This is a genomic window from Coralloluteibacterium thermophilum (assembly GCF_042654365.1).
Lineage (GTDB): Bacteria > Pseudomonadota > Gammaproteobacteria > Xanthomonadales > Xanthomonadaceae > Coralloluteibacterium > Coralloluteibacterium thermophilum.
Genome location: NZ_JBHSGG010000045.1, coordinates 1 through 18,805 on the forward strand (window position 1 = coordinate 1; position 18,805 = coordinate 18,805).

General features: G+C 66.2%; 17 protein-coding genes. All 17 read left to right on the forward strand.

Features of this window, described 5'->3' with window-relative positions; translation table 11 throughout:
• The first annotated feature begins 100 nt into the window (after nucleotides 1-100).
• Nucleotides 101-517, forward strand: a complete 417-nt coding sequence (locus tag ACFO3Q_RS15220) for a CopL family metal-binding regulatory protein (RefSeq protein ID WP_028917112.1) — start codon at nucleotides 101-103, stop codon at nucleotides 515-517.
• A gap of 103 nt (nucleotides 518-620) precedes the next feature.
• Nucleotides 621-2,474, forward strand: coding sequence for a copper resistance system multicopper oxidase (locus ACFO3Q_RS15225; protein WP_377005568.1), 1,854 nt, complete (start codon nucleotides 621-623; stop codon nucleotides 2,472-2,474).
• A gap of 418 nt (nucleotides 2,475-2,892) precedes the next feature.
• The gene (locus ACFO3Q_RS15230) at nucleotides 2,893-3,720 is read left to right on the forward strand and encodes a copper resistance protein B (protein ID WP_377005569.1); all 828 of its coding nucleotides are present in this window, start codon (nucleotides 2,893-2,895) and stop codon (nucleotides 3,718-3,720) included.
• Nucleotides 3,721-3,733: 13 nt separating this feature from the next.
• Nucleotides 3,734-4,504 (forward strand): c-type cytochrome, encoded by a 771-nt coding sequence (locus ACFO3Q_RS15235; RefSeq protein ID WP_377005570.1) that lies wholly within the window; start codon nucleotides 3,734-3,736, stop codon nucleotides 4,502-4,504.
• Nucleotides 4,505-4,521: 17 nt separating this feature from the next.
• Nucleotides 4,522-5,031 (forward strand): nuclear transport factor 2 family protein, encoded by a 510-nt coding sequence (locus ACFO3Q_RS15240; RefSeq protein WP_024889953.1) that lies wholly within the window; start codon nucleotides 4,522-4,524, stop codon nucleotides 5,029-5,031.
• 14 nt (nucleotides 5,032-5,045) lie between these two features.
• A complete protein-coding gene (locus tag ACFO3Q_RS15245; protein WP_024889952.1) occupies nucleotides 5,046-5,570 on the forward strand; it encodes a DUF411 domain-containing protein in 525 nt (174 codons plus the stop codon).
• 70 nt (nucleotides 5,571-5,640) lie between these two features.
• Entirely contained in the window at nucleotides 5,641-5,991 is a 351-nt protein-coding gene (locus tag ACFO3Q_RS15250) for a four-helix bundle copper-binding protein (protein WP_377005571.1), read from the forward strand.
• Between the two features lie 162 nt (nucleotides 5,992-6,153).
• Nucleotides 6,154-6,537 carry a copper homeostasis periplasmic binding protein CopC gene (gene copC, locus ACFO3Q_RS15255; protein WP_024889950.1) on the forward strand — a complete coding sequence of 128 codons (384 nt, stop codon included), beginning with the start codon at nucleotides 6,154-6,156 and terminating at the stop codon, nucleotides 6,535-6,537.
• 10 nt (nucleotides 6,538-6,547) lie between these two features.
• A complete protein-coding gene (gene copD / locus ACFO3Q_RS15260; protein WP_377005572.1) occupies nucleotides 6,548-7,477 on the forward strand; it encodes a copper homeostasis membrane protein CopD in 930 nt (309 codons plus the stop codon).
• 176 nt (nucleotides 7,478-7,653) lie between these two features.
• On the forward strand, nucleotides 7,654-8,145 hold the full coding sequence (locus ACFO3Q_RS15265) for a DUF305 domain-containing protein (protein ID WP_141480889.1): 492 nt from the start codon (nucleotides 7,654-7,656) through the stop codon (nucleotides 8,143-8,145).
• Nucleotides 8,146-8,519: 374 nt separating this feature from the next.
• Nucleotides 8,520-11,093 carry a heavy metal translocating P-type ATPase gene (locus ACFO3Q_RS15270; protein ID WP_377005575.1) on the forward strand — a complete coding sequence of 858 codons (2,574 nt, stop codon included), beginning with the start codon at nucleotides 8,520-8,522 and terminating at the stop codon, nucleotides 11,091-11,093.
• A 108-nt stretch (nucleotides 11,094-11,201) separates the two neighbouring features.
• Nucleotides 11,202-11,681 (forward strand): Cu(I)-responsive transcriptional regulator, encoded by a 480-nt coding sequence (cueR, locus tag ACFO3Q_RS15275; RefSeq protein WP_133321319.1) that lies wholly within the window; start codon nucleotides 11,202-11,204, stop codon nucleotides 11,679-11,681.
• A 154-nt stretch (nucleotides 11,682-11,835) separates the two neighbouring features.
• Nucleotides 11,836-12,036, forward strand: a complete 201-nt coding sequence (locus ACFO3Q_RS15280; RefSeq protein ID WP_100322961.1) for a heavy-metal-associated domain-containing protein — start codon at nucleotides 11,836-11,838, stop codon at nucleotides 12,034-12,036.
• Between the two features lie 242 nt (nucleotides 12,037-12,278).
• Entirely contained in the window at nucleotides 12,279-12,701 is a 423-nt protein-coding gene (locus tag ACFO3Q_RS15285; protein ID WP_377005576.1) for a hypothetical protein, read from the forward strand.
• A gap of 129 nt (nucleotides 12,702-12,830) precedes the next feature.
• Nucleotides 12,831-14,153, forward strand: coding sequence for a TolC family protein (locus ACFO3Q_RS15290; protein ID WP_024889946.1), 1,323 nt, complete (start codon nucleotides 12,831-12,833; stop codon nucleotides 14,151-14,153).
• A complete protein-coding gene (locus ACFO3Q_RS15295; protein ID WP_377005577.1) occupies nucleotides 14,150-15,562 on the forward strand; it encodes an efflux RND transporter periplasmic adaptor subunit in 1,413 nt (470 codons plus the stop codon). The genes ACFO3Q_RS15290 and ACFO3Q_RS15295 overlap by 4 nt, the downstream gene beginning before the upstream one ends.
• A 1-nt stretch (nucleotide 15,563) precedes the next feature.
• Nucleotides 15,564-18,716 (forward strand): efflux RND transporter permease subunit, encoded by a 3,153-nt coding sequence (locus ACFO3Q_RS15300; RefSeq protein ID WP_377005578.1) that lies wholly within the window; start codon nucleotides 15,564-15,566, stop codon nucleotides 18,714-18,716.
• Nucleotides 18,717-18,805: the final 89 nt, after the last annotated feature.

The following is an 18,805-nucleotide window of genomic DNA, read 5'->3' on the forward strand; positions in this document are numbered from 1 at the left end:
TCTTGGACATGGCAACACCCGTACATGGGGGCGTTGCACTTGGAGCTTGAGCCTAAGCTGTATTCATCCGGAGTTTATATCCGCACGTATACTAAGGCGCATGCCTTTCCGCGCGCTCCTGATGCGGTTGTTCCTGGTCGTTGCCTTGCTCGCCAACGGTCCGGGCATCGCTGGCGCGTCCATGCACATGGAGCACGTGCGCGACTCCGCCGGTGACGTCACCTCGGCACCGACAGCAGCCGAGGCCATGGCGGCCTGCCATGGAGGAGCAGCGGCTGCTACGGGGGCCAATGAACACCATCACCCCCAGGCCACTGACGAGGCCGGAGCGGTATCGCCGTTGGACGACTGCTGTCAGTCAGGCGATTGCGATGCGTGCATGCACCATTGCTCCGCGGCACTTGCCGGGTCGGCACTCGCCGACTTCACCGTCCGGTACCGGCAGACCGCCGAACCCTTCCTGTCGGTTCACGCGTCCGCGGCACTGAGAAATCTCTTCCGACCTCCGATCGGCTAAGTGTCCCTGCGCGCCTTCCGAGGCGCTGATGGATCCTGTCCGCTGCTCCGCACTGACAGGGTAACGCTCGTCCCGCGAGCCTTTGACCTTTCCCGGAGTTCCCATGTCATCCGATTCTTTCGGCCGTGCCGAGGGGCTGTCTGTCCCGTCGCGCCGCCGCTTCGTCCAGGGCCTTGCTGTTGGCGGGGCCGTCGCAACCTTGGGCCTGTGGCCCCGTTCCAGCTGGGCCGTCAAGGCCGAGGGCCTGCCCAACGTGCTCTCGGGCACCGAATTCGACCTGACCATCGGCGAGACGCCGATGAACTTCACCGGCGCCACGCGCCCCGCGATCACAGTCAACGGATCGATTCCCGCACCCTTGCTGCGCTGGCGGGAAGGCACCACCGTCAACCTGCGGGTCCGCAATGCCCTGCCCCCCGGCTCGATCCATGGCGACCAGACATCGATCCACTGGCACGGCATCCTGCTGCCGGCGAACATGGACGGCGTACCCGGACTCAGCTTCAACGGCATCAACCGAGGCGAGACCTATCACTACCGGTTCAACGTCGTGCAGGGCGGCACCTACTGGTACCACAGCCATTCCGGCTTCCAGGAGCAGGCCGGTCTCTACGGGCCACTGGTGATCGAGCCGCTGGAACCCGAGCCCTTCGCCTATGACCGCGATTACGTGGTCATGCTCAGCGACTGGACCGACCTCGATCCGAAGCGCCTGTTCGCCAGGCTCAAGAAGCGGTCTGACTTCGACAACTTCTCCAAGCAGACGGTCGGCGACTTCTTCGACGACGTGAAGCAGCACGGCCTGGCCGCTACGGTCGAGGACCGCAAGATGTGGGGCCGGATGCGGATGACGCCGACCGACCTGTCGGACGTCAACGGCAACACCTATACCTTCCTCATGAACGGCACGACCTCGCTCGGCAACTGGACCGGGCTGTTCCGGTCGGGCGAGAAGGTCCGCCTCCGTTTCATCAACGGGTCGGCAATGACGTACTTCGATGTGCGCATCCCGGGCCTGAAGATGACGGTGGTCGCGGCCGATGGACAGTACGTCCGCCCGGTCACGGTCGATGAGTTCCGCATCGCCACCGCTGAAACGTTCGACGTCATTGTCGAGCCGACCGGGCAGGATGCGTTCACCATTTTTGCCCAGGACAGCGGCCGCACGGGATACATCAGCGGAACACTCGCCGTCAGGGAAGGCTTGCGGGCGCCGGTGCCGGACGTCGACCCCAAGCCACTCCTCACCATGGACGACATGGGCCACGGCGGGATGGGTGGCGGCGGTCACGACATGTCTTCGATGTCGCACGGTGCGATGGCCGGCGGTGCCATGGCCGGAATGGACCACAGCGGTCACGACATGTCGTCGATGGCAGCAGGCACGGCCGCCGGAGGGAGCATGGCCGGGATGGACCACGGTGCCGGCGGGATGCAGGAGCATCCAGCCACCGAAACCGGCAACCCGCTGGTCGACATGCAGACGATGGCCCCTGTGCCGAGACTCGATGATCCGGGCATCGGCCTGCGCGACAACGGCCGACGCGTACTGACCTACGGCGATCTGCGCAGCACGTTCCCCGACCCCGACGGGCGCGCGCCCGGCCGCACGGTCGAGCTGCACCTGACCGGTCACATGGAGCGCTTTGCATGGTCGTTCGATGGAGTGAAGTTCGCTGACGCCGAACCCCTGCGTCTGAAGTACGGCGAGCGCATGCGAGTCGTCTTGGTCAACGACACGATGATGTCGCACCCGATCCATCTGCACGGCATGTGGAGCGACCTCGAGGACGAGTCCGGCAACTTCATGGTGCGCAAGCACACCATCGACATGCCGCCTGGTACGAAGCGGGCCTTTCGCGTGCGCGCCGACGCGCTGGGTCGCTGGGCGTTCCATTGCCACCTGCTTTACCACATGGAAGCCGGCATGTTCCGCGAAGTGCGGGTGGAGGAATGAACGCCATGAGCCGTTCCAATCGTCACTCCCTAGCCATCGGCCTGACGTCCGTACTCGTTCTTGCAACTGGTTGCGCCCCGGCGTGGGCGCAGGAGACGGACCACGCCGCACACCATCCGGCAGCCAAGCCGGCTGCGTCACCATCGTCGCCAAGGCCCGCGGATCCGCACGCCGGCCATCTACCGACTTCACCGGACAAGAGTTCCGACGATCACGGGACGATGAACCACGGGAACATGCGGCACGGAGCTGCGAATCCTGCCGACAGCGAACACACCGGGATGGACCACTCCACGATGGATCACTCCGGGATGGATCACTCCGGAATGGATCACTCCGGAATGGATCACTCCGGAATGGATCACTCCGGAATGNGGATCACTCCGGAATGGATCACTCCGGAATGGATCACTCCGGCATGGATCACTCCGGCATGGATCACTCGGGCATGGATCACTCGGGCATGGATCACGCTTCCATGGGCCATCAACCTGGTGTCAGCGAGGACCTGCCGCCGACGGCCGAGCCGCGCGAGCCAATCCCGGTTGTCACGCCGACAGATCGGGCTGCGGCGTTCCCGGACCTCGACGAGCACCTGATGCATGGTGAATCGATCAATTCCTACTGGGCGCTTGACCGGCTAGAGGCGTGGGACGCGGATGAGGACGGCACCGGCATGGCTTGGGAAGCGAAAGCCTGGGTCGGCTCAGATTTGAACCGGCTTTGGCTCCGCAGCGAGGGCGAGCGTGCGGGCGGATCCACCGAGTCGGCGGATGTGGAAGTCCTGTACGGCCGGGCCATCGCCCGATGGTGGGATGCAGTCGCCGGTGTCCGACATGACTTCGGCTTTGGCGGCGGCCCGTCGCGCACTTATGCCGCGCTCGGCGTCATCGGCCTTGCCCCGTACAAGTTTGAAGTCGAAGCGACCGCGTACCTGGGCGAGTCCGGCCAGGTCGGGCTTGGGGCGGAAGCCGAATACGAAATGCTGTTCACCAACCGGCTGATCGGCCAGTGGCTGATCGAGGGCGAAGCCTGGAGCAAGGACGATCCGGCGGTTGGAATCGGCAGCGGACTGAGCAAGGTCGAAGCCGGTTTCCGCCTGCGCTACGAGTTCCATCGGCAGTTCGCTCCCTATGTCGGCGTCGTCTGGGAGCGTGCCTACGGCGGAACGGCGGACCAGCGTCGCGCACGGTCCGGGGACGTCGACGACACCCGGGTCGTGGCCGGCGTCCGAATCTGGTTCTGATGGGAGAACACACATGCAACCAAAGACACGCAAGCGTGTTTGGTTGATCGGGGTTCCGCTGGTTCTCGTGGCGGGTACGGCGGGCTTCATCTGGGGCGGCGTGTACAACGTCGCCGCCGATGACATGCACACGAAGCCCGTGTATTTCCTGCTCGAAACCGCACGCGAGCGCTCCATCCTGGCGCGTGCGGGAAGGTTGGACGTCCCGCCGGGCCTGGACGATCCAGCGAGAATCGTGCAGGGCGCGGGCAACTACGCAGCGATGTGCGCCGGGTGCCACCTGGCCCCGTCGATGGCCGAAACCGAGTTGAGCCAGGGCCTGTATCCGGCCCCGCCGGACCTCAGTAAACACAAGGTCGACGTGGCCAAAGCGTTCTGGGTGATCAAGCACGGGATCAAGGCCAGCGGCATGCCCGCCTGGGGCAAGAACATGGAGGACGAGTACATATGGAACATGGCCGCGTTCCTGCAGGTGCTGCCCACGCTCGACGCGGCTGCATACACGGAACTGGTCGACAGCAGCGAAGGCCACGCGCATGGCGGCGGCGAGACACACGACGACGACCATGACGAGGCGGCGACGGAGGATCACCCTGCCCAGCCCACAGCCGGGAGCGACGCGATGCCGCACGCGCAGTCGCCGGGTATGGACGATGACCACGGAAAGCGTGTTACCGACACAGAAGTCCGCGCGGTAGAGCATCGCCATGCCGATGGCAAAGTGCAGTCTCCACCTTCACCCCATATGACCGAGGCCGAAGACGGCCCTGCGCACACTCACTGAAAACCTGGAGTTGAACAATGAATGCAACAGCAATTTCGTCTGGCCTCGCGCTGATGCTGGCAATGGTGTCGCCCGCAATGGCGCAGACGGCACAGTCGCATGCACATCACCCCGCCGCTGCGGCAGCGGCGGACGTCGACGTGCCGGCCGCCGCGAAGGCCGCCGTCGACGTGGCGGAGCGCTTCAACGCCGCCCTCTCCAGCGGCGACCTGGCCACGGTCGAAGCCCTGCTCGCTGCCGACGTTCTCATCCTCGAGTCCGGAGGTGCAGAACGCAGCCGCGAGGAATACATGGGCCATCACGCAGTCAGCGATGCGGCGTTCCTCAAGGGCGCCCATCGCCAGCTGCTCCGTCAGCGTGCACGAACCGCTGGCGAGTTCGCGTGGGTCGGAACCGAAAGCGAGCTGCACGCCCAGAAGGACGGCCAGCCACTGACCGTCCAGAGCACCGAGACGATGGTGCTGAAGCAGACCGCCGACGGCTGGCGGATCGTCCACATCCACTGGTCCTCGCGGACCAGGCGCTGAGCGGAGAACCGGAAATGAAAGCCTGCAGATTGAATCGACTGGCGTGGGCGGCTTTTGCGGTCGCCGGCCTGGGTGCCTGCACCCAGGCGGATACACCCGCGCAATCCACCATCGCACCCGCTGCACAGGTCGTCTCTGAAACAGCCGACACCACTCCCGCTGCCCTGCCACGCATGACCGTCCACAAGACTCCGACCTGCGGGTGTTGCGGTAGCTGGGTCGACCACGTGCAGAAGGCGGGCTTCACCGTGGATGTGCACGACATGGATGACCTGGGTCCGGTCAAGGAGCGCCTGGGTGTCCCCTATGCAAAGGGCTCCTGCCACACGGCCGAGGTCGGCGGATACCTCATCGAGGGCCATGTCCCGGCCGAGGACATCAAGCGCCTCCTCGAAGAAAAGCCGGACGCACGCGGCCTGGTCCTGCCGGGAATGCCGCTCGGCTCGCCGGGCATGGAGGTCCCTGCCGGGCGACAACAGCCGTACACGGTCGAGCTGGTCCGTCACGACGGAACCACTGAACCGTTCGCACAGCACTGATCCGGTGCAGGAACAGGGGGCGGTGTTGCGGGCGCGCCGATTCTCGTCCGCGAGGAAGAAGGAGAACCACATGACCCACCATTCCGCGGCACACCGGTCCCAGGCCATGAACGAGCGCATCGACAACTGCACGCAGTGTCATGAGATCTGCCTGGAGACCATCAACTATTGCCTGACCAAAGGAGGTGCCCACGCGGCCCCGGAGCACATCGCACTCCTTGCGACGTGTGCCGATATCTGCGCAACCAGTGCCGACGCGATGCTGCGCGGTGCCAGCGTTCACGACGTGGTTTGCGGTGCCTGCGCGGAGGTCTGCCGCCAGTGCGCCGATGCATGCGACGCCATGAACGACCCGGAGATGGCGCGCTGCGCCGAAGTTTGTCGCCGTTGCGCGGAAAGCTGCAGCGCCATGGCGGCTTGACGCGTCGAGGATCCCGCCTGAGCAGGCGGGATCCTCATCTGCAATATCAAAGCTGACCAACCGTGTTTTCGGTGACAGCCCGACATCCAACGCATGTCGGGTCCAACACAGCACGGCCCCCAACGGGGCTTAGCATCACATTCGCAATGAGGATTTATCCCTATGAAATCATCAAACGTCCTTCGGTCCTTCGCGCTCGTCCTCGCGATTGCGGCTGGGCAGTTCTCCCTGCAGATCGCGCACGCCCACGCCGCGCTGCAGCAGTCCACACCGGCGGCAAATGCGGTGGTGGCCTCGCCAGACCAGATCGATCTCGTATTCAACGAAACATTGATTCCGCGGGCGTCGCGTCTCAAGTTGCTCATGAAGCACGGCAGTTCCACCATGCCGATCGAGAATTTCACGACCGAGATCGTCAACAACGGCAAGACCCTGCGTGCCAAGTTGCCCCAGCCGCTGGCTCCGGGCGTCTATACCGTGGAATACCGCGCCGTGGGAGGCGACAACCACCCCATGACGGGCAGTTTCAGCTTCACGGTGCGCTGAGGAGCCACAAATGCTCGACCTGTCGGCTTATGCAGTGAGGTTCCTGGAATACCTAGTCCTCATGGTTCTTTTCGGGGTCCCATTGCTCGGGTGGTACGGTTCGCGTCGAGCGGCACTCACCGATGCCCTGGCCGGATGGCCACTTATGGGCGTTCTGTTGGTGAGTGCCACCGTCGGTCTCGTGCTCACCGGGGCCGAAGTCGTCTTCAAGACCGCGGGCATCATGGGAATGCCGGTCGCCGACGTTGATCGCGGATCGCTTGGCTGGTATCTGCTCGAGACGTCCGCGGGCCGGGCAGCGATGGCGAGAGGCGCGCTGCTGCTCGCCCTGATGTTTGTGCTTGGATGGCATCGTCGCCGCGGGAAGGTGGAGCCCGCCTTCCCGCTGGCGGTGGCGCTGGCGGGCGGCGCACTCGCTTCTCTGGCATGGAACGGCCACGCGGCCGCTGGTGAGGGCGTGGCAGGCGCGGTCCGGCTTGCTGCGGGCCTTGTCCATCTTCTTGCGGCAGGCGGCTGGATCGCAGCGGTCCTGATGTTCCTGGGGATGCTCCTGCGCGGCAAGGGCGCTGCGGGCAACGGGCGTCTGCGATCAACGCATGACTTCCTGCGTGGATTCTCGACGCTTGGAACGATTTTCGTTGCTGCGCTCATTGTGTCCGGCATCGCGCATTACGGTGATCTCACCGCGTGGTCATTGTCGACGCTGGTCCAGAGCACCTACGGAAACCTGTTGCTGTTCAAACTTGCCCTGTTCGGCGGAATGCTGGGCCTGGGAGCAATGCACCGATGGACGCTGGTGCCGCGCCTTGAACGGGCGCTGGCCGGCGGAGATCCCTCGCAGGAGGTGCGAGCCTTGCGGCAGAGCGTTGCGGCCGAGGCTGCGCTGGCGATCCTGATCCTCATTGTCGTTTCAGTGCTCGGGACGCTCAGCCCCGCTTGACCATACCTTTCAACGACACACACGCTGGCAGGCCTAACTGGTGCCGCCTGTACGTCTCCGACGCACCCGAGAACCAGGTGCGACCGCACACGTTGCCGTAACTGTCGCGGTGCAACGCTTTCCAGGATGGTTGACGTCGGGTGGGACACTGTTCCGGAAACACTAGGAGAAGCAACATGGCACACGCTGTTCAAGGGACAGATCACAAGCACGCCGAGGGCAGCGGGCGTCCCTATCTGCTGTTCTGGATCAACATGGTGCTCGGTCTCGCGGTGATGTACATCGTCATGTTTTCGATGATCGATGGTGTCCGCGACTTCCGGAACAACCTGAACATGTTCTACATGGCACTGACCATGTGGGCTCCGATGGGGATCTTCATGCTCGCCACAATGCCTGGCATGTTCCCCAAGAAGGGCCTGAACATGGCGCTTTACGCAATCTTCGCCGCAGTGACGCTCGGCTCGTTCGGCGCCACGCGCGCGCAGGTGCTTGTAGATGACCGTCAGTTCATCGACTCGATGATCCCCCATCACTCAGGTGCGATCCTCATGTGCCGGGAAGCCAGACTGCGTGACGCCGAACTGCTCGCGCTGTGTGACGACATCACCAAAGCGCAGCGCTCCGAGATCGACCAGATGGAGAGCATCAGATCCCGTCTCGACTAGGCCGAGGATCTGCCTCCATCTGCTGCCCGGTGTCCGAGAAAAATGCCGCCCGGCCTCGCTCCAGAACTCGCCAAACTCCGGCGCCGAGACCGGCAGCCGCATGATGGCACTCGACAATGTGCCGCCGGCGCTGTCCAACTTCGAAACGCGCGGTCCATGACGTTGATCACCGGAGCCGGTTTCGGTCGACCGATCGTCTTACAGACAGCGGTCCAGAGGCCAGCGAGCTGATTCAACAGCCGCAATCGCCATCCGCACGATGGCAGTGCATGAGCTGGCTGCGCGGTAGCGACCTGCCGAGCTGCCGGGCCTTGACCTTGCTATCGTGGGAATCTTTAAGCTGGGCTTCCCGCGCATATTCCAGGGATAGTTCCATGACTTTCGTCGCCACCCGACCGGTCGCCAATCCACCCAGCTCCGCCGTCTCCCGCCTGAGCCTGCCAGTCGAGGGCATGACCTGTGCCTCCTGCGTTGGCCGCGTCGAGCGGGCGCTGAACGCGGTCCCCGGAGTGCAGGCGGCCGCGGTCAATCTCGCCACCGAACGTGCCGACCTCACCTTCTTTGGCCTGGCCGATCCGCGGGCTGCGGTTCGCGCCATCGAGAGTGCCGGCTACACGGTGCGCGAAGAGACCACCGAGCTCGCGATCGAGGACATGACCTGCGCGTCGTGCGTGGGCCGGGTCGAAAAGGCGCTCGCACAGATCCCGGGCGTGCTCGAAGCCAACGTCAACCTGGCGACCGAGCGCGCGCGGGTGCGCCACCTTGCCGGGGTCGTTTCCACGGCGGACCTTGAAGCGGCGGTCGAACAGGCGGGTTACAAGTCCCGCCGCTTGTCCGTCGATACGGCAAGTGCAGGCGATCATGACGCCGAGCGTCGTGAGAGCGAGGCACGGGGGCTGCGGCGGGCTTTGACCATTGCCGCCGTCCTCACCTTGCCAGTCTTCATCCTCGAGATGGGGTCCCACCTGATTCCCGCCATGCATCATTGGGTGATGGGGGTCCTGGGTCAGCAGACGAACTGGTATATCCAGTTCGCGCTCGCCACCCTCGTGCTGTTTGGTCCGGGGCTACGCTTCTTCCGCAAGGGCGTACCAGCGTTGCTGCGCGCTGCCCCCGACATGAATTCACTGGTCGCGGTTGGCACGGCGGCCGCGTACGGCTATTCAGTCGTCGCGACCTTCGTCCCCGACGTGCTGCCCCCGGGCACCGCCAACGTCTATTTCGAGGCCGCCGTGGTCATCGTGACCCTGATCCTGCTCGGGCGCTCGCTGGAGGCGCGCGCCAAGGGGCGAACCTCACAGGCGATCAAGCGCTTGGTCGGACTCCAGGCCAAGACCGCGCGCGTCGAGCGCAACGGCAATACGGTCGAAATTCCGCTCGATCAGGTGGCGACCGGTGACGTCGTGCTGGTTCGTCCGGGCGAGAAGATTCCGGTGGACGGCGAGGTCGTCGAGGGCGCCTCCTATATCGACGAGAGCATGATCACCGGCGAGCCGGTCCCCGTATCGAAGGGGGTGGGCGCCGATGTCGTCGGAGGCACGATCAACAAGACCGGCGCTTTCAGTTTCCGCGTGACGAGGATCGGCGCGAACACGGTGCTCGCGCAGATCATCCGCCTGGTCGAGGAAGCGCAGGGTTCCAAGCTGCCGATCCAGGCGCTGGTCGACAAGGTCACCATGTGGTTCGTCCCGGCAGTGATGGCCGGGGCCGCGCTGACCTTCCTTGTTTGGCTGGCCTTCGGACCGGAGCCCGCGCTGTCCTTCGCGCTCGTCAATGCGGTCGCGGTGCTCATCATCGCCTGTCCCTGTGCCATGGGGCTGGCCACGCCGACCTCGATCATGGTCGGGACGGGCCGCGCGGCCGAGCTCGGCGTTCTCTTCCGCAAGGGCGAGGCCTTGCAGGCGCTGCGCGATGTGAGTGTCATCGCGCTCGACAAGACCGGCACGCTGACCAAGGGGCGCCCGGAGCTGACCGACCTGGTGCCTGCCGAAGGCTTCGAATACAACGAAGTCCTGGCGTTTGTCGCCGCGGTCGAGACCCGCTCCGAGCACCCGATCGCAGAAGCGATCGTCGACGCCTCCAAGCAGCGGGACATCACGCTCGCACCCGTCGGGGGCTTCGAGGCCACGCCGGGTTTCGGCGTGTCGGCCAAGGTCGCCGGTCGCACCGTCGCCGTCGGCGCGGACCGATTCATGACGCAGATCGGTATCGATGTGTCGGACTTCCTGCCTGTCGCCCAGCGTCTCGGCGACCAAGGCAAGAGTCCGCTCTATGCCGCGATCGACGGCCGGCTGGCGGCGGTGATCGCGGTGGCCGACCCGATCAGGGAGACCACGCCCGAGGCGATCAAGGCGTTGCATGCGCTGGGACTCAAGGTCGCGATGATCACCGGCGACAATGCCGCGACGGCCGCGGCGATCGCCAGGCAGCTCGGCATCGATGAAGTCGCGGCCGAGGTCTTGCCCGACGGCAAGGTCGCGGCGCTGAAGAAGTTCCGGACCAATGGCGCGCGGGTCGCCTTCGTGGGCGACGGCATCAACGACGCGCCGGCGCTGGCCGAAGCGGACGTCGGGCTCGCCATCGGCACGGGAACCGATGTGGCGATCGAGGCCGCCGACGTGGTGCTGATGTCGGGCGACCTGCGCGGCGTGACGAATGCCATCGCGCTCAGCCGAGCGACGATCCGCAACATCAAGCAGAACCTGTTCTGGGCTTTTGCCTATAACGCCCTGCTGATCCCGGTCGCGGCGGGTGCGCTTTACCCGGTGAACGGCATGTTGCTTTCGCCGATCTTCGCTGCGGCCGCGATGGCCCTCTCCAGTGTCTTCGTGCTCGGCAACGCGCTCCGGCTCAAGCGCTTCCAGGCTCCCATAACGATCGAAACCCGTACGGGGATGCCCCAGAGCGGGGCGGCATTGCCCAATCCGCGCCAGGCAATCGAACATTGATCCCAAGACACGGTGCCGCCTGACTGAACACCAAGACAGGATCGATGTGGCGGACGCCGGCCTAGCGTGTCGAACCAAGCATCCTTGGGTGACCAGGAAAAGAGAATGATGAATATCGGTGAAGCAGCCAAGTTTTCAGGCGTGTCGGCGAAGATGATCCGCTACTACGAACAGATCGGCTTGATCCCCAAAGCTGCGCGCTCTGAGGCCGGCTACCGACACTACAGCACGCCTGACGCTTATAGCCTTCGCTTTATCCGTCGCGCACGAGACCTTGGCTTCTCTGTCGAACAGATCGCAGAACTGCTGGTCTTGTGGCGCGACCGTGACCGCGCAAGCGCCGACGTCAAGGCGATGGCGCTTTCCCATGCCGCCGGACTGAAGACGAGAATCGCCGAGCTGCAGGCGATGGTGCAAACGCTCGAGCATCTGGCCGACCACTGCCACGGGGATGACCGACCGGAATGCCCGATCCTTGCGGATCTGGCCGAGCCAACAGCGGCGGAGTCGCGTTCGCAGGGTCCACATAGGACGCCTCGGTTTGGGGCCGACACGCCCGCCTCCTCGCGTAACCGCGGCGTCAGATGACTCATTCGTGGTCGGACGTGCATTCGCAAGAGTTCTCGGCGCCGTTGTCGGCCAGCCGTGAGCAGCTTGCAAACATTCTGCTGATAGCCGATTGACCTTGCCACGCTGTCAAACCCCATATTGATCCGACACCACAGTCGATCAGGAGATCAAGATGCTTCGTTTCCACATTCCAAACATGACATGCGGCGGCTGCGCCAAGTCCGTCAAGAAGGCACTGCTCAGTGTGGACCCCCAAGCCCGCATCGAAACCGACCCACCGACGCGTCAGGTGAGGGTCGATAGCGACATGGACGGGGGCGCGTTCCTCTCAGCGCTCAGTGAGGCTGGGTACCCGGACGAGCGATCAGCCTGAAGCTGGTTCCGGGCGCCGCCGGCGCGCTCTACTCGCGCTCGGGGATCCCGCTGAGCCCGATGGTTGCGGCGCTCGCCATGAGACTGAGCTAGGTGTCGGTTGTGGCCCGCGCGCTTCGCCTGGCCGGGTCGGCTCCGGTTTCGGCGACACCGAAAGCGGCCATGCCGGTCCAGTCACCCGATCTGCCCGGGGGATTGATCTGGATCAGTTGCATCTGACCGAGCAAAAGGTAACCTCAAGCCATGATCCGCCGTCGTCACCGTAGCTGGTTCCAGCGCACCGCCCTCCTCGCGATGGCGGCATTGCTCTGGTCTCAGCTCGCGCTGGCCAGCCATGGCGGCTGCCTGGATCTTCCGGGCACACCCGCCGCCGCAGTCGCGGCCGGCGCGGATACCCCCCACGACCACGTCCACGGCTGCGACGCGGAGCTTCCCTCGGCGGACAGGGCGGTGTGTGCCGCGCACTGCAGCGAGGGGGGTATTTCGGCCGACAGTGGGCGCATCCCACCGGTCCCGCCGCTGTTTGTCGGAGCGTGGGTCTCCTGGTTCGTCGTGGCCGAGGTCGCCGATGCCGGCCCAGGGGTCACGCCCAGCTGGGTGGAATCGCCCCCCAGGACCGCCTGGCACCGGCCCACCGCCCATCCCGCGGCTCTCCTGCTGATCTGATGCCCGAACGCTGACCCGCCCGCACAACTGTGCGGCGCGGTCCTGTGCGTTCGCGCCGTGGCTGCGTCACGGCATGTGTTCCTGCCCTCGTCCGAGCGACCTGCGTCGCGTCGGCCCAAGGACACTGATATGGCATCCCTGTTCGACCCGATGCAGGCCAGGCGCCTGCACCCTTACCCGCTGTTCCGCCGTCGGCCACTGCTCCGGCACCTGCTTGCCTGCGTGTTCGCCGGCGGCTTGTGGACGCTGGCGCTGCCCGCGACCGCCACCGAACCCATCCCGGGGCACAGCCTCGAGTCGATCCGCACCTGGGTTCTGGAACACAACCCCGAGCTGCGGGCCATGGACTTCGAAACCCAGGCCGCCGAAGCGAGGATCCTTCCCGCAGGTGCCCTGCCCGATCCGATGGCCTCGGTTGGATTCCGCGGCCTCGATCCGGACAAGCCCTGGCGCACCGCCGGTGCCGAGCGCGAGGTGAACTACGCGCTGCGCCAGCGCTTCCCGCTCTGGGGCAAGCGTGGTCTGGCGCGGACCGCGGCCAGCCAGGACGCGGTCGCGGTCGGGCTTGACCGCATCACCGCGGCGCGCGACCTGCTGGCAGAGGCTGAAGCGGCGTACGTGCGCTACTGGCATGCCGATCAGGCCGTGGCCGTGCTCGACCGCCGCATCGCCCTGCTCCGCCAGGTCGAGGAAATAGCCGGCGTGCGCTACGCCCTGGGTCGCGCGGCGCAGCAGGATGCCATCCGCGCCCAGGTCGAGCAGACCAGCCTACAGCGCGAGCGGATCGAACGCCTCGCGACCAAGCAGGAGGCGGCCGCCACCTTGAACGCGGTGCTGGGGCGCCGGTCCGATGCACCGCTGGCGACTCCCGGCGAGGCGCCGCGCCTCGCCGTCCACAGCGCCTCGCTTGCCGAGGCACTGGATGACGCCGATGCGCATCCCGCGGTGCGCTCGCAGCAGGCCCGCGCCGAGGCGGCGCGCACGAACGTGGTGCTGCAGCGTCGCAACCGCTTTCCGGACATCACCCTGGGCGTGGGTGCGATGCAGCTCGGCAACGGCCTCGAAAGCACCGAGCTGATGCTCGAGGTCGAGATCCCGTTCCAGCAGCGTGCACGCCGCGAACGCGAGCGCGAATCGCGCCTGCTCGAAGAAGCGGCGCTGGCGCGGATGGACGCCACGCTGCGGGCCGTCGAGGAACGCGGCGCCTCTGCCTGGGCGCAGTGGACCAGCGCACGCGAGCGCCGCGAGCTGATCGAGAACACGCTGCTGCCGCAGGCCGACGCCACCTGGCAGTCCGCGCTGGCCAGCTACCAGGTCGGCGAAGTCGACTTCGGGACGCTGCTGGAAGCACTCAATGAATGGCAGGGCGCCGACCTCGCACGGCTCGATGCACTGCGTGACGAACTGTTGGGCGCCGCCGCCGTGCGCGCCGTCGAAGGAGAGATCCGATGACCCGTGTCCAGACCCTGTCGCTCGCCATCGGCGTCGCACTCGCCGCCCTCGCCGTCGGCTGGATGGCCGGCCGCGCGACGAACGATGCTCCGAGCGCAGCCACGTCCGCCGAAGCGCCGGCCGCGGAACGCAAGGTGCTCTATTACCGCAATCCCATGGGCCTTCCGGACACCTCGCCGGTGCCGAAGAAGGACCCGATGGGCATGGACTACATTCCGGTCTACGCCGGCGACGCGCCTGCCGCGGCGCCGGGAACGGTGGTGATGCCACCCGACAAGGTGCAGGCGCTGGGCGTGCGCACCGAAGCGGTCAAGCGCGGCGCCCTGTCCGCCATCGTGCGCACCAGCGGCACGGTCGAAGTCGACGAGACCCGGCAGTACGCGATCGCGCCGCGCTTCGAAGGCTGGGTGGAGCGGCTGTACGCGAACCAGACCGGAATGCGGGTCCGCGCGGGGCAACCGCTGCTGTCCGTCTACAGCCCGCAGCTGGCCGCGGCGCAGCAGGAATACCGGCTGGCCGACGAGACCGCCCGCAGGCTGGCGGCGTCCGACCCCGCGAGCGCGGCGTCAATGATCCGGCTGCGCGATGCCGCCCGCACCCGCCTGCGCAACTGGGAAATCAGCGACGCGCAACTCGGCAAGACGGGGCTGGTGCTCACCGCGCCCGCGGACGGGGTCGTGATCGAGAAGCCGGTGGTCCAGGGCGCACGCTTCGAGCCCGGCGAAACCATCCTGCGCCTGGCGGACCTGTCGACGGTGTGGGTGATCGCCAAGGTGCCCGCGGCGCAGGCCGCGGGCATCCAGCCCGGCCAGCCCGCACGCTTTGAAACCGTGGCCCTGCCTGGCCAGGTGGCCGAGGGCGAAGTCGCCTTCGTGCAGCCCATCATCGATGCCATGACCCGCACGGTGGACGTGCGCATCGCGCTGCCCAACCCGGCCGGCGATCTGCGTCCAGGGCTCTACGGAACGGTGCTGCTCGAGGAGCCGGGGTCCGGACCGGTCCTGACCGTTCCGCGCTCGGCCGTGCTCGACAGCGGCACGCGCCAGGTGGTGCTGGTCGAGACCGGCCCCGGCCGGTTCGCACCGCGCGACGTCACCCTGGGTCGCCGTGGCGGCGATCGCATCGAAGTGCTCGACGGGATCGCCGAAGGCGAACAGGTCGTGGTCTCCGCCAACTTCCTGATCGACGCCGAAAGCAACCTGCAGTCGGCGCTCCAAGGACTTGAAGGTCACACAGGACACGGGACCCCCTCGGGCACCACTGAGGATCCGCACGCCGGGCACGGTGAGGACGCCGCTGACCCGCACGCAGCCCATGGTGATGAGGTTGCTGATCCGCACGCCGGCCACTCCATGCCCGCCGCCCCGGAGAAGACTCCGCCCTCCCCCAGCAGCCACGAGGGGCACTGACATGCTTGGCCGCCTCATCGAATGGTCGGTCCGCAACGTCTTCCTGGTCCTGGTGATGACACTGGCGATCGTCGCCGGTGGCATCTACGCACTGATGAACACGCCGCTGGATGCCCAGCCGGACCTGTCGGACGTGCAGGTGATCGTGTTCACCGAGTACCCGGGGCAGGCGCCCCAGGTGGTCGAGGACCAGGTCACCTATCCGCTGACCAGCGCCCTGCTTGCGACGCCGAAGTCGAAGGACGTCCGCGGGTTCTCGTTCTTCGGCGCCTCCTTCATCTACGTCATCTTCGAGGAAGGAACGGACCTGTACTGGGCGCGCTCGCGCGTGCTCGAAAACCTCAACGTCGCGTCGAAGAACCTGCCGGCTGGCGTGGCACCGGCGCTGGGCCCCGATGCGTCAGGCGTGGGCTGGGTCTACCAGTACGTGCTGCAAAGCGACCGCCACTCGCTGGATGAACTGCGCGCCATGCAGGACTGGTACCTGCGCTACCAGCTCACCACCGCGCCCGGCGTGGCCGAGGTCGCCAGCGTCGGCGGCTTCGTGCGCCAGTACTCGATCACCGTCGACCCCGTGCGCCTGCGCGAGTTCGACATCCCGATCTCACGGGTGTCCGAAGTGATCGCCGCGAGCAACCGCGACGTCGGCGGCCGCGTGATCGAAATGGCCGAGACCGAGTACATGGTCCGGGGACGCGGCTACCTGCGCGGCATCGAGGACATCGAGAGCCTCGTGCTGCGCGCCGAAGGAGGCGCACCGGTGCTGATCGGCGACGTCGCCAGGGTCGAACTGGTGCCCGACGAGCGTCGCGGCATCGCCGACCTGGACGGCGAAGGCGACGTCGTGGGCGGGATCGTCATTGCGCGCTTCGGCGAAAACGCCCTGGCCGTGATCGGCGGGGTGAAGGACAAGATTGCGGAACTTGCGCGCGGCCTGCCCGAAGGCGTCAGCGTCCAGGCGGTCTACGACCGGTCCGACCTGATCGTGCGCGCGATCAAGACCCTGCGCACGACATTGCTCGAGGAGAGCCTGATCGTCGCGCTGGTGTGTCTGGTGTTCCTCTTCCATGCCCGCAGCGCGCTGGTCGCGATCGTCATGCTGCCGGTCGGCGTTCTGATCGCGGTGATCGCCATGCGTGCGCTGGGCATGAACTCCAACATCATGAGCCTGGGCGGCATCGCGATCTCGATCGGCGTGATGGTCGATGCGGCGATCGTGATGATCGAAAACGCGCACAAGCACATCGAACGCTCCGACGGCTCCCGCAGCCGGGCCCAGCTGATCATCGACGCCTGCCGCGAAGTCGGGCCGGCGCTGTTCTTCAGCCTGATGATCATCACCGTCTCGTTCCTTCCGGTGTTCGCCCTGGAGGCGCAGGAAGGCCGGCTGTTCAAGCCGCTGGCGTTCACCAAGACCTTCGCCATGGCCGGTAGTGCGCTGCTGTCGGTGACGCTGGTGCCGGTGCTCATGCTGCTGTTCGTGCGCGGCAAGATCGTGCCCGAGCAGAAGAACCCGGTGAACCGGATCCTGGTCGCGGCCTATCGGCCCGTGATCGACGTGGTCCTGCGGTACCGGATGGCCACGATCGCGATCGCGCTGGTCGCCCTGTTCGCCAGCCTGTGGCCGGCGTCACGCCTGGGCAGCGAGTTCATGCCCACGCTCAACGAGGGCACCCTCCTGTACATGCCAGCGTCGCTGCCGGGCATGTCGGTGACCAAGGCGTCGGAGCTGCTGCAGCAGCAGGACCGGATCATCAAGGGCTTCCCGGAAGTGGAGTCGGTGTTCGGCAAGGCGGGTCGCGCCCTGACCGCCACCGACCCGGCGCCGCTGGAGATGTTCGAGACCGTCATCAACCTCAAGCCCGAGGACGAATGGCGGGACGGCATGACCACCGACAAGCTCATCGCCGAGATGGACGCGGCGCTGAAGTTCCCGGGCGTCGCCAACTCCTGGACGATGCCGATCAAGGCGCGCACCGACATGCTGGCCACCGGCATCCGCACGCCCGTGGGCATCAAACTCTTCGGCACGGACCTTGAGCAACTCGACGCGCTGGCCACCGAGATCGAAGCCGTGGTGCGCGAAGTGCCGGGCACGACCAGCGCGTTCGCCGAACGGCTGACCGGCGCCTACTACCTCGACATCACCCCCGACCTTGGCAGCCTGGCCCAGTACGGCGTCACCCTGGGCGAGGTGCAGAACGTGGTGGCCGCCGCGCTGGGCGGCGAGATCGTCACCACCATCCTCCAGGGCCGCGAACGCTTCAGCGCGATCGTGCGCTATCCCCGCGAACTCCGCGACGATCCGCACCGGATAGGCAGCCAAGTCCTTGTGCCGGTCCCCGGCGGCGCGCAGGTGCCGCTCGGCGAACTGGCGCAGATCGAGGTCAGGAAGGGGGCGCCGAGCATCCGCACCGAGAACGCGATGCTGGCGGCTTACATCTACGTCGATACCCGCGAGAGCGATCTCGGCCGCTACGTGAAGGCAGCGCAGGACGCGGTCGCCGAGCAGGTGCAGTTCCCGCCGGGCTACTACGTGACCTGGAGCGGACAGTACGAGTACATGCAGCGCGCCGCAGAAAAGATGCGCGTCGTCGTCCCGGTGACGCTGGCGCTGATCTTCCTGCTGCTGTACCTCAACTTCCGCCGCGTCACCGAGTCGCTGATCGTGATGCTGTCGGTGCCGTTCGCACTGGTCGGCGGCGTGTGGCTGATGTGGATGCTCGACTACAACGTCAGCGTCGCGGTGATCGTCGGCTTCATCGCACTGGCCGGCGTCGCCGCGGAAACCGGCGTGGTGATGCTGATCTATCTCGACCACGCGCTGGAAGCTCGCGCCGCGCAGCGCCAGGCCGAAGGCCGCTCGCTGGATGCCGGCGATCTGCGCGACGCGATCATCGAAGGCGCGGTCGACCGCGTGCGCCCGAAGATGATGACCGTGGTCGCGATCATGGCCGGCCTGCTGCCGATCATGTGGAGCAGCGGCACAGGCTCGGAAGTCATGCGCCGCATCGCCGCGCCGATGGTGGGCGGCATGGTGTCGTCGACGGTGCTGACGCTGGTGGTGATCCCGGCACTGTACTCGTTGATCAAGCAGCGGCAGCTGGCCAGGAAGCGGCCAATGGCTGCTGCGCTGCCGGCGGACGTGTCGTGATGCGGCCGACCTCCAACGCGCCGGCCGCCTTGTTATGGATGGAGGCGTGTCAGCCGAGCTTGACCTGTGTGCGGGACACAGGTCTAGCG

Excerpts from the sequence above, each read along its gene's own strand:
- ACFO3Q_RS15220 (WP_028917112.1), top strand. The coding sequence starts at position 101 with ATGCCTTTCCGCGCGCTCCTGATGCGGTTGTTCCTGGTCGTTGCCTTG.
- ACFO3Q_RS15225 (WP_377005568.1), top strand. The coding sequence starts at position 621 with ATGTCATCCGATTCTTTCGGCCGTGCCGAGGGGCTGTCTGTCCCGTCG.
- ACFO3Q_RS15230 (WP_377005569.1), top strand. The coding sequence starts at position 2,893 with ATGGATCACTCCGGCATGGATCACTCGGGCATGGATCACTCGGGCATG.
- ACFO3Q_RS15235 (WP_377005570.1), top strand. The coding sequence starts at position 3,734 with ATGCAACCAAAGACACGCAAGCGTGTTTGGTTGATCGGGGTTCCGCTG.
- ACFO3Q_RS15240 (WP_024889953.1), top strand. The coding sequence starts at position 4,522 with ATGAATGCAACAGCAATTTCGTCTGGCCTCGCGCTGATGCTGGCAATG.
- ACFO3Q_RS15245 (WP_024889952.1), top strand. The coding sequence starts at position 5,046 with ATGAAAGCCTGCAGATTGAATCGACTGGCGTGGGCGGCTTTTGCGGTC.
- ACFO3Q_RS15250 (WP_377005571.1), top strand. The coding sequence starts at position 5,641 with ATGACCCACCATTCCGCGGCACACCGGTCCCAGGCCATGAACGAGCGC.
- copC (WP_024889950.1), top strand. The coding sequence starts at position 6,154 with ATGAAATCATCAAACGTCCTTCGGTCCTTCGCGCTCGTCCTCGCGATT.
- copD (WP_377005572.1), top strand. The coding sequence starts at position 6,548 with ATGCTCGACCTGTCGGCTTATGCAGTGAGGTTCCTGGAATACCTAGTC.
- ACFO3Q_RS15265 (WP_141480889.1), top strand. The coding sequence starts at position 7,654 with ATGGCACACGCTGTTCAAGGGACAGATCACAAGCACGCCGAGGGCAGC.
- ACFO3Q_RS15270 (WP_377005575.1), top strand. The coding sequence starts at position 8,520 with ATGACTTTCGTCGCCACCCGACCGGTCGCCAATCCACCCAGCTCCGCC.
- cueR (WP_133321319.1), top strand. The coding sequence starts at position 11,202 with ATGAATATCGGTGAAGCAGCCAAGTTTTCAGGCGTGTCGGCGAAGATG.
- ACFO3Q_RS15280 (WP_100322961.1), top strand. The coding sequence starts at position 11,836 with ATGCTTCGTTTCCACATTCCAAACATGACATGCGGCGGCTGCGCCAAG.
- ACFO3Q_RS15285 (WP_377005576.1), top strand. The coding sequence starts at position 12,279 with ATGATCCGCCGTCGTCACCGTAGCTGGTTCCAGCGCACCGCCCTCCTC.
- ACFO3Q_RS15290 (WP_024889946.1), top strand. The coding sequence starts at position 12,831 with ATGGCATCCCTGTTCGACCCGATGCAGGCCAGGCGCCTGCACCCTTAC.
- ACFO3Q_RS15295 (WP_377005577.1), top strand. The coding sequence starts at position 14,150 with ATGACCCGTGTCCAGACCCTGTCGCTCGCCATCGGCGTCGCACTCGCC.
- ACFO3Q_RS15300 (WP_377005578.1), top strand. The coding sequence starts at position 15,564 with ATGCTTGGCCGCCTCATCGAATGGTCGGTCCGCAACGTCTTCCTGGTC.